This is a genomic window from Streptomyces sp. SID14478 (assembly GCF_010548525.1).
GTDB lineage: Bacteria > Actinomycetota > Actinomycetes > Streptomycetales > Streptomycetaceae > Streptomyces.
This window is the reverse complement of the sequence record NZ_JAAGMG010001227.1, coordinates 1-15,658: the sequence shown is the minus strand read 5'-3', so window position 1 is coordinate 15,658 and position 15,658 is coordinate 1. Positions and strand designations below refer to the sequence as shown.

Below are 15,658 nucleotides of genomic sequence, written 5' to 3'. Positions count from 1 at the left end.
TCACTATCGGCCGCATATGACTCGCAGTCGCCGGCCGGTGCCTAGCCAGGGCATCGGCCGACGGTTACCCAGCAGAGAAGAAGCACTGCACGAAGGGATAGCCATGACAGCGACGACCGACGGAAGCACCGGAGCCGTAACTCCCGAGGCGACCTCGGCCACCACTGCCCCTACGACCGAAACACCCCCCGAGGCGCCGGGAACGGACAGCGCCGCAGGCCGAGCCATACAGCGCGCCACGGACTTCCTGCTTGCCCGGCAGGACGCCCAGGGCTGGTGGAAGGGCGACCTCGACACGAACGTGACGATGGACGCCGAGGACCTGTTGCTGCGCCAGTTCCTCGGCATCAGCGACAAGGCCACCACCGACGCCGCCGCCCTCTTCATCCGTGGACAGCAGCGTGAGGACGGCACCTGGGCCACGTTCTACGGCGGACCGGGCGAACTCTCCACGACCATCGAGGCGTACGTCGCCCTGCGGCTGGCCGGCGACGCCCCGGACGACCCGCACATGGCCAAGGCCTCCGCGTGGGTGCGCGAGCGCGGCGGGATCGCCGCAAGCCGCGTCTTCACCCGGATCTGGCTGGCCCTGTTCGGCTGGTGGAAGTGGGACGACCTCCCCGAACTCCCGCCCGAGCTCATCTACTTCCCGAAGTGGATGCCGCTCAACATCTACGACTTCGGATGCTGGGCGCGGCAGACCATCGTGCCGCTCACCGTCGTGTCCGCGAAGCGTCCGGTACGGCCCGCGCCGTTCCCGCTGGACGAGCTGCACACCGATGCCAGGAACCCGAACCCTGCCAAGCCCCTTGCCCCGGTGGCGAGTTGGGACGGGGCCTTCCAGCGGCTCGACAAGATCATGCATGGCTATCAGAAGGTCGCCCTCAAGCGGCTGCGCACGTCCGCGATGAACGCGGCCGCCCGCTGGATCATCGAACGCCAGGAGAACGACGGGTGCTGGGGCGGCATCCAGCCCCCGGCCGTCTACTCCGTCATCGCCCTGCACCTGCTCGGCTACGACCTCGAACACCCCGTCCTGAAGGCCGGGTTGGCGTCCCTGGACCGGTTCGCGGTGTGGCGCGAGGACGGGGCCCGGATGATCGAGGCCTGCCAGTCCCCGGTGTGGGACACCTGCCTCGCCACCATCGCGCTCGCCGACGCCGGACTGCCCGGCGACCACCCGAGCCTCGTCAAGGCCGCGACCTGGATGATGGACGAGCAGATCGACCGGCCCGGCGACTGGTCGGTTTCCAAGCCCCGACTGGAGCCCGGCGGCTGGGCGTTCGAGTTCCACAACGACAACTACCCCGACATCGACGACACCGCCGAGGTGGTGCTCGCGCTGCGCCGGGTCCGGCACCCGGACCGGGCGCGCCTGGAGAGATCCATCGAGCGCGGGGTGCGCTGGAACCTCGGGATGCAGTCGAAGAACGGGGCGTGGGGCGCCTTCGACGTCGACAACACCAGCCCGTTCCCCAACCGGCTGCCGTTCTGCGACTTCGGCGAGGTCATCGACCCGCCGTCCGCGGACGTCACCGGCCACGTCGTCGAGATGCTCGCCATCGAGGGGAAGTCGCACGATCCGCGCACCCGCCGCGGCATCGAGTGGTTGCTCGCCGAACAGGAGGCGAACGGCGCCTGGTTCGGCCGCTGGGGCGTCAACTACGTATACGGAACAGGGTCGGTGGTGCCCGCGCTCACCGCCGCCGGACTGCCCACGTCGCACCCCGCGATCCGCCGCGCCGTCAGCTGGCTCGAATCGGTGCAGAACGACGACGGCGGCTGGGGCGAGGACCTGCGCTCGTACCGCTACGAGGACTGGAAGGGCCGCGGCACCTCCACGGCCTCGCAGACCGCCTGGGCGCTGCTGGCGCTGCTCGCGGCGGGGGAGCGGGAGTCCAAGGCCGTCGAGCGCGGCATCCGGTTCCTCGCCGAGACCCAGACCGAGGACGGCACCTGGGACGAGCCGTACTTCACCGGCACCGGCTTCCCCTGGGACTTCTCCATCAACTACCACCTGTACCGCCAGGTCTTCCCGCTCACCGCGCTCGGCCGGTACGTCCACGGCGAGCCCTTCACCGACCGGGCCGACGCCCCGGTCAAGGGGAGCTGATGACCGAGAACCCGGCGGCCCCGCGCCCGTCGGAGAACCCGCGGCTGCTCGTCGCGTGCGCGCTGGGCATCGAGAACCTCGCCCTGCGCACCGGCGGCCGGGCAGGCGCCAGGGCCCCGGTGACCGTGCTGCGTACCGGCATGGGACCCAGGGCCGCCGAACGCGCCATGACCCGCGCCCTCGGCGACGCCGCGCTGCGCGACGCCGCCGTGGTCGCCACCGGCTTCTGCGCCGGGCTCGCGCCCGGTATGCACCCCGGTGACCTGGTCGTGGCCGAGGAGACCCGTGACGCCCACGGCCGTACGCCGTGCGTGGGCACGGAACTCCTCGTCGAGGAACTGGTCAGGGCCGTACCCGGACGGACCGTGCACACGGGTCCGCTCACCGGCTCCGATCACGTCGTACGCGGTCACGAGCGGGGCGACCTGCTCGCCACGGGCGCGATCGCGGTCGACATGGAGTCCGCCGCGACGCTGCGCACGGCGGCAGCGGCCGGGGAACGCCCGGTTGCGGCCGTCCGGGTGGTCGTGGACGCTCCGGAGCATGAACTCGTCAGGATCGGCACTGTCCGCGGTGGACTATCGGCTTTCCGCGTCCTTCGTGCCGTCCTTCCCGCATTTTTCGAATGGCACCGTTCTTTGCTGCTCCCTCGGAGGTGAGCCCAGATGGTCATGCCGCTTCGTCAGTCCATCAAGGTTGCGACGTATCTCGCTGAACAGAAGATCCGCAGGCGGGAGAAGTTTCCGCTCATTGTCGAACTGGAGCCGCTTTTTGCCTGCAACCTGAAGTGCGAAGGCTGCGGAAAGATCCAGCACCCGGCCGGTGTGCTCAAGCAGCGCATGCCCGTCGCACAGGCCGTCGGCGCCGTACTGGAGTCCGGTGCGCCGATGGTGTCGATCGCCGGCGGCGAGCCGCTGATGCACCCTCAGATCGATGAGATCGTGCGGCAGTTGGTGGCGAAGAAGAAGTACGTCTTCCTCTGCACCAACGCGATGCTGCTGCGCAAGAAGATGGACAAGTTCACGCCGTCGCCGTTCTTCGCGTTCACCGTGCACATCGACGGGATGCGCGAGCGCCACGACGAGTCCGTCGCCAAGGAAGGCGTCTTCGACGAGGCGATCGAGGCGATCAAGGAGGCCAAGCGGCGCGGCTTCCGGGTCACGACGAACTCGACCTTCTTCAACACGGACACCCCGCAGAACATCATCGAGGTGCTCAACTACCTCAACGACGACCTCGCGGTCGACGAGATGATGATCTCGCCCGCGTACGCCTACGAGAAGGCTCCCGACCAGGAGCACTTCCTCGGTGTCACCCAGACCCGCGAACTGTTCAAGAAGGCCTTCGCGGGCGGCAACCGGCGGCGCTGGCGGCTCAACCACTCGCCCCTGTTCCTCGACTTCCTCGAGGGCAAGGTCGACTTCCCGTGCACCGCGTGGGCCATTCCGAACTACTCGCTCTTCGGCTGGCAGAAGCCCTGCTACCTGATGAGCGACGGATACGTGCCGACGTACAAGGAGCTCATCGAGAAGACCGACTGGGACGCGTACGGCCGCGGCAAGGACCCGCGCTGCGCCAACTGCATGGCGCACTGCGGTTACGAGCCGACCGCGGTCCTCGCCACCATGGGCTCCCTCAAGGAGTCCCTGCGGGCGATGACCGAGACCGTCGCCGGGAATCGTGGGTGACCACCCCATGAATTCCGGAGAGCCCGTCTCACTGGGCCTCCCCGAGGTACCGGTCCGACCCTTGGCCGAACGGCGAGTGAGCCGTCGGATCCAGGTCGGACCGGTGGCCGTGGGGGGCGCCGCGCCGGTGTCCGTGCAGTCGATGACGACGACGCGGACCTCGGACATCGGGGCCACGCTGCAGCAGATCGCCGAACTGACGGCCTCCGGCTGCCAGATCGTGCGGGTGGCGTGCCCCACGCAGGACGACGCGGACGCACTGGCGACCATCGCCAGGAAGTCGCAGATCCCTGTCATCGCGGACATCCACTTCCAGCCGAAGTACGTGTTCGCGGCCATCGACGCCGGGTGCGCGGCAGTGCGCGTGAACCCGGGCAACATCAAGAAGTTCGACGACCAGGTCAAGCAGATCGCGCGGGCCGCGTCCGACGCGGGGACGCCGATCCGCATCGGTGTGAACGCCGGCTCGCTGGACCCGCGGCTGCTGCAGAAGTACGGCAGGGCGACGCCGGAAGCGCTCGTCGAGTCGGCGCTGTGGGAGGCGTCGCTCTTCGAGGAGCACGGCTTCCGGGACATCAAGATCTCGGTCAAGCACAACGACCCCGTGGTGATGGTCAACGCCTACCGGCAGCTCGCCGCCGCGTCCGACTATCCGTTGCACCTCGGGGTGACGGAGGCGGGTCCCGCTTTCCAGGGCACCATCAAGTCCGCCGTCGCCTTCGGGGCGCTGCTCAGCGAGGGCATCGGGGACACCATCCGCGTCTCGCTGTCCGCGCCGCCCGTCGAGGAGGTGAAGGTCGGCATCCAGATCCTGGAGTCGCTCGGGCTCAGGCAGCGGCGCCTGGAGATCGTGTCGTGCCCCTCGTGCGGACGGGCCCAGGTCGACGTGTACAAGCTGGCCGACGAGGTGAGCGCCGGGCTCGACGGCATGGAGGTGCCGCTGCGGGTGGCCGTCATGGGGTGCGTGGTGAACGGCCCCGGAGAGGCGCGCGAGGCCGATCTCGGTGTTGCGTCGGGCAACGGTAAGGGGCAGATCTTCGTGAAGGGCGAGGTCGTCAAGACCGTGGCCGAGTCGAAGATCGTGGAGACGCTCATCGAGGAGGCGATGAAGATCGCCGAGCAGATGGAGAAGGACGGCGTCGCGTCGGGACAGCCCGACGTCACCGTGAGCTGAGTTCTTGAGGACGGACGGGAAGGGGGCTCGAGCGTGACGATTCTGGAAACCATCCGGGGGCCGCGCGACCTGAAGGCGCTGAGCGAGGAGGAGCTCGACGAACTGGCCGCGGAGATCAGGGAGTTCCTGATCCACGCGGTCGCGAGGACCGGCGGCCACCTCGGACCCAACCTGGGCGTGGTGGAGCTCTCCCTCGCGCTGCACCGGGTCTTCGAGTCGCCGGTCGACCGGATTGTCTGGGACACCGGCCACCAGAGCTATGTGCACAAGCTTTTGACAGGGCGTCAGGACTTCTCCAAGCTGCGCAGCAAGGGCGGCCTGTCCGGCTACCCCTCGCGGGACGAGTCCGAGCACGACATCGTGGAGAACAGCCACGCCTCCACCGCGCTCGGTTGGGCCGACGGCCTCGCCAAGGCGCGGCAGGTGCAGGGGGAGCGCGGGCACGTGGTCGCCGTCATCGGCGACGGGGCGCTCACCGGCGGGATGGCCTGGGAGGCGCTGAACAACATCGCGGCGGCCAAGGACCGTCCGCTCATCATCGTCGTGAACGACAACGAGCGGTCCTACGCACCGACCATCGGGGGCCTCGCCAACCACCTGGCGACCCTCAGGACCACCGACAGCTACGAGAAGGTGCTGGCCTGGGGCAAGGACGTCCTGCTGCGCACACCCGTGGTCGGGCACACGGTGTACGAGTCCCTGCACGGCGCCAAGAAGGGCTTCAAGGACGCGTTCGCGCCGCAGGGCATGTTCGAGGACCTGGGCCTGAAGTACGTGGGGCCGATCGACGGGCACGACGTGGGGGCCGTGGAGTCCGCGCTGCGACGGGCGAAGCGCTTCCACGGGCCGGTGCTCGTGCACTGCCTGACCGAGAAGGGCCGCGGCTACGAGCCCGCGCTCGCCGACGAGGCCGACCGCTTCCACACCGTGGGCGTGATGGACCCGCTGACCTGCGAACCGCTGGCCCCGTCCAACGGACCGTCCTGGACGTCGGTGTTCGGCGACGAGATCGCGGCGATCGGACGGGAGCGGGAGGACGTCGTCGCCATCACCGCCGCCATGCTGCATCCGGTGGGGCTGACCAAGTTCGCCGAGCGGTTCCCGGAGCGGGTGTGGGACGTCGGGATCGCCGAACAGCACGCCGCCGTGTCGGCCGCCGGGCTGGCGACGGGCGGGCTGCATCCCGTGGTCGCCGTCTACGCGACCTTCCTCAACCGGGCCTTCGACCAGCTCCTCATGGACGTGGCGCTCCACCGCTGCGGGGTGACGTTCGTGCTCGACAGGGCCGGCGTCACCGGGGTCGACGGGGCCTCGCACAACGGCATGTGGGACATGTCGGTGCTGCAGGTCGTGCCCGGCCTCAGGATCGCCGCGCCCCGCGACGCCGACCAACTGCGCGCGCAGTTGCGCGAAGCCGTCGCCGTGGACGACGCACCGACCATGCTGCGCTTTCCCAAGGAGTCCGTGGGAGCGCCGATCCCGGCGCTGGACCGGGTCGGCGGCATCGACGTACTGCACCGGTCGAACGGGCCGCGGGTGCTGCTCGTGTCCGTCGGCGTCATGGCGCCCGTGTGCCTGCAGACCGCCGCACTGCTGGAGGAGCGCGGCATCAACTGCACGGTCGTGGACCCCCGTTGGGTCAAGCCGGTGGACCCGGACCTCGCGCCGCTGGCCGCCGCCCACGAACTCGTCGCCGTCGTCGAGGACAACTCCCGCGCCGCGGGCGTCGGTTCGGCGGTCGCGCTGGCCCTCGGCGAGGCCGAGGTCGATGTACCGGTGCGGCGGTTCGGGATTCCCGAGCAGTTCCTGGCGCACGCCAAACGGGGCGAGGTGCTGGCCGACATCGGGCTGACCCCCGTCGAGATCGCGGGCCGGATCGGCACCAGCCTGTCATTGAAAGCCAAGGAGAACGACGTATGAGCAAGGAGTTCGACCTCGGTACGCTGCTGGCCGAGCGCGGCGCCGAACGGTACGAGCTGCACTCCAAGTACCTCAACCACCAGCTGCCGAAGATGCTCCACACCATCGGTTTCGACAAGGTGTACGAGCGGGCCGAGGGTGCGCACTTCTGGGACGCGGACGGCAACGACTACCTGGACATGCTGGCCGGTTTCGGTGTCATGGGGCTGGGGCGTCACCACCCCGTCGTCCGCAAGGCGCTGCACGACGTCCTCGACGCCTCCCTCGCGGACCTCACCCGGTTCGACTGCCAGCCGCTGCCGGGTCTGCTCGCCGAGAAACTGATCGCGCACAGCCCGCACCTGGACCGGGTGTTCTTCGGCAACAGCGGGACCGAGGCCGTGGAGACCGCGCTGAAGTTCGCGCGCTACGCCACCGGCAAGCCGCGCATCCTGTACTGCGCGCACGCCTTCCACGGCCTGACCACGGGCTCGCTGTCGGTCAACGGCGAGGACGGCTTCCGCGACGGGTTCGCGCCACTGCTGCCCGACACGGCGCTGCCCCTCGGCGATCTCGACGCGCTGGCGAAGGAGTTGAGGAAGGGCGACGTCGCGGGGTTCATCGTCGAGCCGATCCAGGGCAAGGGCGTGCACGAGGCGCCGCCCGGCTATCTGCGGGCCGCACAGGAACTCCTGCACCAGCACAAGGCGTTGCTCATCGCCGACGAGGTGCAGACCGGGCTCGGCCGCACCGGTGACTTCTACGCGTACCAGCACGAGGACGGTGTGGAGCCGGACCTCGTGTGCGTGGCGAAGTCGCTGTCCGGCGGGTACGTGCCGGTCGGGGCGACGCTCGGCAAGGACTGGATCTTCAAGAAGGTCTACTCGTCCATGGACCGCGTCCTCGTGCACTCGGCGAGCTTCGGTGCCAACGCACAGGCCATGGCCGCCGGACTCGCCGTGCTGTCCGTCATGGAGGACGAGCAGATCGTCGCGAACGCCCGCGCCATGGGCGACCTGCTGGCGTCCCGGCTCACCGCGCTCGTCGACCGCTACGAGCTGCTCAGCGACATCCGCGGGCGCGGCCTGATGATCGGCATCGAGTTCGGCCGGCCCAAGTCCCTGAAGCTGCGCAGCCGTTGGACCATGCTGCAGGCGGCGCGCAAGGGCCTGTTCGCGCAGATGGTCGTCGTGCCGCTGCTGCAGAAGCACCGGATCCTCACGCAGGTCTCCGGCGACCACCTCGAAGTCATCAAGCTGATTCCACCCCTCGTGGTGGACGAGAATGACGTCGAGCGGTTCGTGGAGGCGTTCACCGCCGTGATGGACGACGCGCACAGCGGGGGCGGACTGATGTGGGACTTCAGCAAGACCCTCATCAAGCAGGCGGTCGCCAACCGCTGAACCGTTTGCCTCTGGGGCAAAAAAATTGCCTCCCGGGCAGGGCTCTGGCTGAATCTCCGGTATGAGCCCTGCCCTCCCCGAGGAGGTTCCGGAGCCCCCGGAGCTGCCCACCGTCGCGCCCCAGCTGCGCTCCCTGCGGCGCCGCGCCGCCCTCACACTCGAGGTCGCCGCCCGCTCCGCCGGCCTGTCGCCGGCGCATCTGTCCCGCCTGGAGACCGGTCAGCGCCAGCCGTCGCTGCCGATGCTGCTCGCCCTCGCCCGCATCTACGGTACGACGGTCTCCGAACTGCTCGGCGAGACCCCCGCCGACCGCGACGCCGTCATCCGCGCCCGGGACATGGAGGCGACCGAGGCCGGCGGCTGGACGTACTTCCAGGCCGGTGCCCCCGCCCGCGGTATGCAGGCGCTGCGCGTCCACGTACCGCACGGCTCGCAGGGCGACATCGTGCGCGTGCACTCCGGGGAGGAGTGGCTGTACGTCCTCGAAGGGCGGCTGCGGCTGCGCCTCGGGGACACCTCCTACCGGCTCGACCCCGGCGACAGCGCGCACTTCGACTCGCTCACCCCGCACCGGATCGCTGCCGCGGACCCGGGCGGGGCCGAGCTCCTCTTCGTCCACACCCTGCTGCAGAGCCCGGGCGCCGCGCTGTGCCTCGGCCCCTCGGCGGATTCGATCCGGGAGGTCTGACATGAGTGAACGCCAGGACATCGAGGACAAGCTGCCCCGCGGCATCTGGGTGCGGGTCCTCGTGTACGTCTTCGCGGGACACGCCTTCGCCGCGTTCGTCTATCTGCTGTTCACCCTGGGCGGCGGCAAGTAGCCCGATCAGTCGAGCAGGCGCTCGCGCAGCCGGTCGCGCTCGGCCGCGGTGAGCGCGAGGCCCTCCTCGAGGTAGCGGTCGGTGCTGCCCCAGGTCTGCTCGATCGTCTCGAAGGCCGCGTGCAGGTACGCGGCGCGGGCGTCGAAGAGGGGGCTGAGCAGTTCCATGACCTCGGGGGAGTAGGCGTCGTCCGAGGTGCCGCTGCGGCGCACCTTGTAGCGGCGGTGCTTCGCGTTCGACTCCAGGTAGTCCGTCTCGATGGCGTCGCGCTCCACGCCGACCGCGAGCAGCGTCACCGCGATCGACAGTCCCGCGCGGTCCTTGCCCGCCGCACAGTGCATCAGGGCCGGCACGCTGTCCTCGGCGAGGGCGTGCAGCACCTTGCTGTGCTCGGCGGTGCGCTCGGTGATGATCGAGCGGTACGAGGTGATCATGCGGTCGGCGGCGCGGCCCTCGGAGAGCAGGGAGCGCAGCTGCGCTATGTCGCCGTCGCGGACCATCTGCCAGAACTCGGCGCCGTCGGCCGGGTCGGTCAGCGGCAGGTTCACGTTGCGCACGCCGGGCAGCTCGATGTCGGCGCCTTCCAGGCGCTGGTCCGCGGCATTGCGGAAGTCGAAGACGGTGTGCAGGCCGAGCCCGGCGAGGAACGCCGCGTCCTCGGCGGTGGCGTGGGCGAGGTGGCCGCTGCGGTAGAGCACGCCCGGGCGTACGCGCCGGCCGTCCACGGTCGGAAGGCCGCCCACGTCACGGAAGTTGCGCACTCCGGTCAGTTCGGGCTCGGTGGACGGGGCGTGCTGCGTCACGGGGGCTCCTCCCGGTCGGTTCGCCGGCGTTGCTCGTCGGCGGGCGCGTTCCTGACGATACGACACGGGATCCAGAGGCAACCATCTGTCCGTTCTGCCCCATTAATTACCAACTGTCCATGATGCTAAGGGGATTGTGTGCCGCTGCGTGAGCAGGCTCATATCCGTGACGTTCCGTGGCGGTCGCCGCGTTTTCCCCTGCCGGGAATTCCTTTAGGTATGGCGCGGGTAAAGCACGACCATCGACGCACGGTGACACAGAAAACCCTCGGACGATCAAGAAAGCGGAGGTCCGGGTGATTTCGCCGCTTGTCGCCGCCATTCCGACTGCCTTACGGTCACGATTCACTCCGGACGGAACGCCTAGTCCTGCCGCCGCCCGGATTCCTCACCACGACCCGTGACGGCAGGAGCGGGGGACCCACAGGCAGAACGCCGCCGAGGGAATTCCCCATGCGGCTCGGGGTGAAGTCGTGTCCGTACCCCGGGCGCGGCCGGGCAACTCCAGCCCGAACCCGACAGCTCACCTCGCAGGCGACGGAGAGGAAATCCGCCATGCCCGCCAAGGGAATGCACCGCCGTCCGAAGTCCCAGCGCATCACCCGCGCCGCCGCCCTCGCCTCGGCCGGCGGAGCCGCCCTCGCCCTGCCGCTCCTCGGCGCCACCGGCGCCCACGCGGCCCCCGCCGCGTCGACGACCTACACGGTCAAGGCCGGTGACACGCTCGCCAAGATCGCCACGGCGCAGCACGTCGACGGCGGGTGGAAGAAGCTGTACGAAGCCAACAAGAGCGCCATCGGTTCCGACGCCGCCGTCATCAAGCCGGGCATGAAGCTCACGCTCGACGGCGCGGCCGCGAGCGGCTCCACGGCCACCACGGCGAGCGCCACGAACACCACCGGCTACGAGAAGCCCGTCGACGGCGCCATCGGCACGCCGTACCACCAGAACGGCGCGATGTGGTCCAGCGGCTACCACACCGGCACCGACTTCGTCGTGCCCACGGGCACCGCCATCAAGGCCGTCGGCGCGGGCACCGTCGTCTCGGCCGGCCTGGACGGCGCGTACGGCAACGAGGTCGTCATCCAGCACGCCGACGGCAAGTACTCCCAGTACGCCCACATGTCCTCGCTCGGCGTCTCCGCCGGGCAGCACGTGACCGCGGGCCAGCAGATCGGCCTGTCCGGCGCGACCGGGAACGTCACCGGACCGCACCTGCACTTCGAGATCCGTACGTCCCCGAGCTACGGCTCCGACCTCGACCCGCTGGCGTACCTGCGCGAGCACGGCGTCCAGGTCTGACCCGCCGGCCCCGCGCGATGTGCTCGGCCCCCGGGGATATTCCCCGGGGGCCGAGTGGGTTTTGTCACCACCCGTCAACCCCTGCCTACGGTCGCGTAGGTCACAGCCGAGGGTGAAAGATGTGTGGTCGTGGCAAACGAATCGAGATCACTCAGCGGCGGCACGATTCGGTCCTACGCGGCGGTGGGGGACAGCTTCACCGAAGGCGTCGGGGACCGCGGGCCCGACGGGCATTTCGTCGGGTGGGCCGACCGGCTCGCCGTCCTCCTGGACGACCGCGTCCCCGAGGACACCTTCCAGTACGCGAACCTCGCCGTGCGCGGCAAGCTCCTCGACCAGATCGTCGCGGACCAGGTCCCGCGGGCCGTCGAGCTCGCCCCCGACCTGGTGAGCCTCGTCGCCGGCGGCAACGACATCATCCGCCCCGGCACCGACCCCGACGACGTCGCCGAACGCTTCGAGAAGGCCGTGGTGCGCCTCACCGGCGCCGCCGGGACCGTCCTGGTCGCCACCGGCTTCGACACCCGTGACGTGGCCGTCCTCAAGCATCTGCGCGGCAAGATCGCCACGTACAACATGCACGTACGGGCGATCGCGGACCGGCACGGCTGCGCGATGCTCGACCTGTGGTCGCTGCGGTCCATCCAGGACCGCCGGGCCTGGGACGAGGACCGGCTCCACCTGTCCGCCGAGGGGCACACCCGGGTCGCCCTGCGCGCGGCCCAGGCGCTCGGCGTCGAGGTGCCCGCCGACCCCGAGCAGCTCTGGCCGGCCCTCCCGCCGCGCGGCACGTTCGAGGTGCGGCGCGACGACATCCACTGGGCGCGGGAGTTCCTGGTGCCGTGGATCGGGCGGCGACTGCGCGGCGAGTCCTCGGGCGACCGGGTGGAGGCCAAGGGGTTCCTCGACCCGCACACGATCAAGGCACATCTGGAGTCCGCCTCCTGAGCGGGAGCCTGCCCCGCGGCGGTTCCCCGCGCCGGTGAGGTGACCGGAGTGGCGGGGCGGAGTCGGGTGAGCGGGACGGCGGTGCACGCACCGGGCCGACCGACCGGTGGACCGGCGGTGGATGCTAGCGGCTCGCCGCCGTCAACTCCGTGCGCTCCAGGCCCAGTTCGCGGGCCAGCGCCTCGTCCACCCACTCCTGCATGCGCGCCCGGGACAGCGCGCCCTCGTACGCCGTCATCTGCACGGCGAGGCCGTCGAGCAGTGCGGTGAGGCGCAGTGCCGTCGCCGCCGGGTCCGGGCAGCGGAACTCGCCCGCCGCGACGCCCTGCGCCACGACCTCGGTGAGCGCCGCCTTCCACTGCTTGTCCAGGTCGCGGGTGACGTCGCGCAGCGCGGGCTCGCGCAGGGACGCCGCCCAGCCCTCGATCCACAGCCGCCAGCCCTTGGCCTGGCCCGTCGGCGCGTACCAGCGCACCGCCGCACGCAGCCGCTTGAGTGCCGTGGTGCGCCGGCCGAGCAGCTTGCGCAGTCGGGCGAGATCGTCCTCGGCCGCGTACGTGAACGCGGCCGCGACGAGCTTCTCCTTCGTCGAGAAGTGGTACAGCACCAGCGCGTTGCTCACGCCGAGCGCCGACGCCACGTCGGCGATGCGCACGGCGGCGACCCCCCGCACCTCGATCTGCTCGATGGCGGCGCGCAGCAGTTCTTCGCGCCGCTCGGCCACGCTCAACCGGACTCTAGCCACGCGGCCACCCTAGTTGTTGTCGTGCCCACCACGGCTCGCGGGCGCTCACGCGGCCGCATCGTGCGTTCTTGCTGACTGACTGGCTGGGCAGTTCAGAATCGGTCGCTCCGGTCGCGACCGAGCCGAGCCGGTGGCCCGACGCCACGGCGGCGGTCACCCGGTCGCACGGCGCCGCCGGTCCGGTGGCGCGGGCAGGTCACCTGTACCACCCGAAGCGCTCCGCGATGACGGGCAGCCGGTCGGCGACCAAGGCGTGCGCGGCCGCCCGCGGGGTCGTGCCGTCGGCCTCCGCGCGGGCCAGCATCCGGCCGATCAGGGCACGCATGGCGCGCCGCGTGTGGGCGAACGCCTCGTCCGCGTCCGCGCCGATGTCGCCGAACAGGGTCCACCACCACCACGCGTTCGTCCCGGAGTTGACGACGACGTCCGGCAGGACCGTGATGCCGCGCTGCGCGAGGAGTGCCTCCGCGTCGGTGAGGACCGGCATGTTGGCGGCCTCCACGATCCAACGGGCCGTGATCCGTTCCTGGTTCACGGCGTCGATCGCGTACGACACGGCGGCCGGTACGAGCACCTCGGCGTCGACCGACAGCCAGGCGTCGCCCGGCAGTTCACGGTCCTCGGGGCGCAGCGCCGCACGGTCCACCGCGCCGTACGTGTCGCGGGCGGCGAGCAGCGACTCCACGTCGAGTCCATCGGGGTGCGCGATCGTGCCCTTGAGGTCGGCGACCGCGACGACCTTCAGGCCCGCCCGGGCGAGGAAGCGCGCCGTGGCGCCGCCCATCGTGCCCATGCCCTGGAGTGCGACACGGGTGCCCGCGTACGGGAGCCCGGCGCGGTCGAGCGTCGCGAGCACGGACTCGGCGACACCGCAGCCGCCCACGAGTTCGTCGAGTCCGATCCCGTCGACCTTCAGGGCGAACGCGGCCGCGAGCCGCTCACGGGCCGCCGTCTCGTCGTCGAGCAGCGGATACACGGCCTGGATCGAGGAGACGAGGCCCGCTTCTGCGGCCGCCTCGTCGACCAGGTCCTGGGTCAGGCCCAGGTCCTCGCCCGTCGTCCAGAAGGACTCGATGTGCGGGCGCATGGCCTTCAGGTAGCGCACCAGGACGCCGTACGCCTGAGGGGACCGCGGGTCGCAGTCGATGCCGCCCTTGGCGCCCCCGAGCGGGATGTACCGGCCTTGCGGGTCGTAGTGCAGGGCCTCCTTCATGGTCATGCCGCGCGCGAGCCCCGCGACCTCGGCGAGGGTGCAGCCGCGGCGCATGCGCAGGCCCCCACTGGAGACGCCGCGCACCAGGCGGTCCACCACCAAGTAGCCGGTGCTGCCGGTGACATGGTCGGTCCACGTCACCTGGATCAGCGGCCCGGCGGGGGGAGTGGGGGCGGTCATGAGAGCTCCTCGGGAACGGTGATCGGGGCGGGTGCCCGTCACGCGCGCGTGGGCGTCCGCCGCGTACCCGGCGCCCCGCTCGTGACGCGGCGCGACAGGGGTGGGCGGGACCAGTCCGGCGGGCGGTCCCGACACGGTGCCTCCAGACACTTTTACTGAATCGTCAGTCAGTATCTGGAGGGGTGGGACCCCTGTCAATCACGTGGTTACTGAACAGTGGATCAGTTGGGTCCATGGGAATGTCAGGGTCCGGGCGGCGCACTGTCAGTGGGGCGGCACATAATGGAAGTCCCTGATCGATCAAACGGGAGGCGCTGTGTCTCGTTCCCTGAGTTCCGGCCTGCGCTCGCTGCAGCCCGCCGCCTTCGGCGCCGAGGCCACCGGCGCGCGCCTGGAGCGGATCCGCACGTCGCCGAACTTCGCCGACGGGCAGTTCCGCAACCCGGAGGGGGCGCGCATCCGGCCCGACGGCTCCATGCTCGAGTTCGCGAAGATCTATTTCCGTAAGGAGGAGCGCGCGCTGCGTGCTCCCACCGGGACCGTGCCGGTGCATGCCACGACCCTCGCCGACCTGGCGAAGCCGCCCGCGAGCGGGCTGCGCATCACCTGGATGGGGCACTCCAGCGTGCTCGCGGAGATCGACGGCGTCCGGGTGCTGTTCGACCCGGTGTGGGGCGAGCGCTGCTCCCCCTTCGGCTTCGCCGGGCCCAAGCGGCTGCACCCCACGCCCCTGCCCCTCGCCGCGCTCGGCCCGGTCGACGTGGTGGTCATCTCGCACGACCACTACGACCATCTCGACATGCCCACGATCAAGGAGCTCGCGACGACGGACGCCGTCTTCGCGGTGCCGCTCGGCGTCGGCGCGCACCTGGAGCACTGGGGTGTCCCGTCCGGCCGCCTGCGTGAGCTGGACTGGCACGAGTCGACGGAGGTCGCCGGGGTCACCCTGACGGCGACGCCCGCCCGCCACTTCTGCGGTCGCGGCCTGCGCAACCCGCAGCACACACTGTGGGCGTCGTGGGTGGCCGCCGGGCCCGAGCACCGCGTTTACCACAGTGGTGACACCGGCTACTTCGAGGGCTTCAAGGACATCGGTGCCGAACACGGCCCCTTCGACGTGACGATGATCCAGATCGGCGCCTACTCCGAGTTCTGGCCCGACATCCACATGACCCCCGAAGAGGGCATGCGCGCCCACCTGGACCTCCAGGGCACTGCCGTGTCCGGGCCGATGCTCCCGATCCACTGGGCGACGTTCAATCTGGCGCCGCACGCGTGGAGCGATCCCGGTGAGGGGACGGCTGCCGCCGCGCGCAGGGCCGCCGCCCGCGTCGCGCTGCCGGTCCCTGGCCAGCCGTTCGAACCGTCC

At 70.4% G+C, this 15,658-nt stretch carries 14 protein-coding genes and 1 riboswitch; of the genes, 11 read left to right on the top strand and 3 right to left on the bottom strand.

Features of this window, described 5'->3' with window-relative positions; all coding sequences use genetic code 11:
• Nucleotides 1-103: 103 nt before the first annotated feature.
• From shc to G3I40_RS47725, 8 genes are all read left to right on the top strand, one after another.
• Nucleotides 104-2,113 carry a squalene--hopene cyclase gene (gene shc / locus G3I40_RS39440; RefSeq protein ID WP_164559629.1) on the top strand — a complete coding sequence of 670 codons (2,010 nt, stop codon included), beginning with the start codon at nt 104-106 and terminating at the stop codon, nt 2,111-2,113.
• The gene (locus G3I40_RS39435; protein WP_164559628.1) at nt 2,113-2,772 is read left to right on the top strand and encodes a 1-hydroxy-2-methyl-2-butenyl 4-diphosphate reductase; all 660 of its coding nucleotides are present in this window, start codon (nt 2,113-2,115) and stop codon (nt 2,770-2,772) included. The genes shc and G3I40_RS39435 overlap by 1 nt, the downstream gene beginning before the upstream one ends.
• 6 nt (nt 2,773-2,778) lie before the next feature.
• Nucleotides 2,779-3,801, top strand: coding sequence for an adenosyl-hopene transferase HpnH (gene hpnH, locus G3I40_RS39430; protein WP_164559627.1), 1,023 nt, complete (start codon nt 2,779-2,781; stop codon nt 3,799-3,801).
• A gap of 7 nt (nt 3,802-3,808) precedes the next feature.
• A complete protein-coding gene (gene ispG, locus G3I40_RS39425) occupies nt 3,809-4,975 on the top strand; it encodes a flavodoxin-dependent (E)-4-hydroxy-3-methylbut-2-enyl-diphosphate synthase (RefSeq protein WP_164559626.1) in 1,167 nt (388 codons plus the stop codon).
• A gap of 33 nt (nt 4,976-5,008) precedes the next feature.
• Nucleotides 5,009-6,895 (top strand): 1-deoxy-D-xylulose-5-phosphate synthase, encoded by a 1,887-nt coding sequence (gene dxs, locus G3I40_RS39420; protein WP_164559625.1) that lies wholly within the window; start codon nt 5,009-5,011, stop codon nt 6,893-6,895.
• Nucleotides 6,892-8,277 carry an aspartate aminotransferase family protein gene (locus G3I40_RS39415; RefSeq protein ID WP_164559624.1) on the top strand — a complete coding sequence of 462 codons (1,386 nt, stop codon included), beginning with the start codon at nt 6,892-6,894 and terminating at the stop codon, nt 8,275-8,277. The genes dxs and G3I40_RS39415 overlap by 4 nt, the downstream gene beginning before the upstream one ends.
• A gap of 61 nt (nt 8,278-8,338) precedes the next feature.
• Nucleotides 8,339-8,965, top strand: coding sequence for an XRE family transcriptional regulator (locus G3I40_RS39410; RefSeq protein WP_164559623.1), 627 nt, complete (start codon nt 8,339-8,341; stop codon nt 8,963-8,965).
• A gap of 1 nt (nt 8,966) precedes the next feature.
• Nucleotides 8,967-9,098, top strand: coding sequence for a DUF6126 family protein (locus tag G3I40_RS47725; RefSeq protein WP_239092209.1), 132 nt, complete (start codon nt 8,967-8,969; stop codon nt 9,096-9,098).
• A gap of 5 nt (nt 9,099-9,103) precedes the next feature.
• Here the strand turns inward: G3I40_RS47725 and G3I40_RS39405 are convergent, their stop codons facing one another.
• Nucleotides 9,104-9,901 (bottom strand): tyrosine-protein phosphatase, encoded by a 798-nt coding sequence (locus G3I40_RS39405; RefSeq protein WP_164559622.1) that lies wholly within the window; start codon nt 9,899-9,901, stop codon nt 9,104-9,106.
• 379 nt (nt 9,902-10,280) lie between these two features.
• Nucleotides 10,281-10,451, top strand: a riboswitch (cyclic di-AMP (ydaO/yuaA leader).
• A gap of 5 nt (nt 10,452-10,456) precedes the next feature.
• Here G3I40_RS39405 and G3I40_RS39400 point away from each other — a divergent pair.
• Entirely contained in the window at nt 10,457-11,203 is a 747-nt protein-coding gene (locus G3I40_RS39400) for a LysM peptidoglycan-binding domain-containing M23 family metallopeptidase (protein ID WP_164559621.1), read from the top strand.
• 129 nt (nt 11,204-11,332) lie between these two features.
• Entirely contained in the window at nt 11,333-12,151 is an 819-nt protein-coding gene (locus tag G3I40_RS39395; protein WP_343245162.1) for an SGNH/GDSL hydrolase family protein, read from the top strand.
• Nucleotides 12,152-12,275: 124 nt separating this feature from the next.
• Here G3I40_RS39395 and G3I40_RS39390 read toward each other — a convergent pair whose 3' ends face one another.
• Together G3I40_RS39390 and G3I40_RS39385 are read right to left on the bottom strand one after the other, a co-directional pair.
• A complete protein-coding gene (locus G3I40_RS39390) occupies nt 12,276-12,896 on the bottom strand; it encodes a TetR/AcrR family transcriptional regulator (protein ID WP_164559620.1) in 621 nt (206 codons plus the stop codon).
• Between the two features lie 196 nt (nt 12,897-13,092).
• A complete protein-coding gene (locus tag G3I40_RS39385; RefSeq protein WP_164559619.1) occupies nt 13,093-14,289 on the bottom strand; it encodes a Glu/Leu/Phe/Val dehydrogenase dimerization domain-containing protein in 1,197 nt (398 codons plus the stop codon).
• A gap of 316 nt (nt 14,290-14,605) precedes the next feature.
• On the opposite strand from G3I40_RS39385, the gene G3I40_RS39380 reads away from it, so the two are divergent.
• The coding region (locus G3I40_RS39380; protein WP_164559618.1) for an MBL fold metallo-hydrolase at nt 14,606-15,658 on the top strand (1,053 nt) is incomplete at its 3' end.

What these genes read in the sequence shown, in the direction of transcription:
- shc (WP_164559629.1), top strand. Translation starts at nt 104, where the DNA reads ATGACAGCGACGACCGACGGAAGCACCGGAGCCGTAACTCCCGAGGCG.
- G3I40_RS39435 (WP_164559628.1), top strand. Translation starts at nt 2,113, where the DNA reads ATGACCGAGAACCCGGCGGCCCCGCGCCCGTCGGAGAACCCGCGGCTG.
- hpnH (WP_164559627.1), top strand. Translation starts at nt 2,779, where the DNA reads ATGGTCATGCCGCTTCGTCAGTCCATCAAGGTTGCGACGTATCTCGCT.
- ispG (WP_164559626.1), top strand. Translation starts at nt 3,809, where the DNA reads ATGAATTCCGGAGAGCCCGTCTCACTGGGCCTCCCCGAGGTACCGGTC.
- G3I40_RS39415 (WP_164559624.1), top strand. Translation starts at nt 6,892, where the DNA reads ATGAGCAAGGAGTTCGACCTCGGTACGCTGCTGGCCGAGCGCGGCGCC.
- G3I40_RS39410 (WP_164559623.1), top strand. Translation starts at nt 8,339, where the DNA reads ATGAGCCCTGCCCTCCCCGAGGAGGTTCCGGAGCCCCCGGAGCTGCCC.
- G3I40_RS47725 (WP_239092209.1), top strand. Translation starts at nt 8,967, where the DNA reads ATGAGTGAACGCCAGGACATCGAGGACAAGCTGCCCCGCGGCATCTGG.
- G3I40_RS39400 (WP_164559621.1), top strand. Translation starts at nt 10,457, where the DNA reads ATGCCCGCCAAGGGAATGCACCGCCGTCCGAAGTCCCAGCGCATCACC.
- G3I40_RS39385 (WP_164559619.1), bottom strand. Translation starts at nt 14,289, where the DNA reads ATGACCGCCCCCACTCCCCCCGCCGGGCCGCTGATCCAGGTGACGTGG.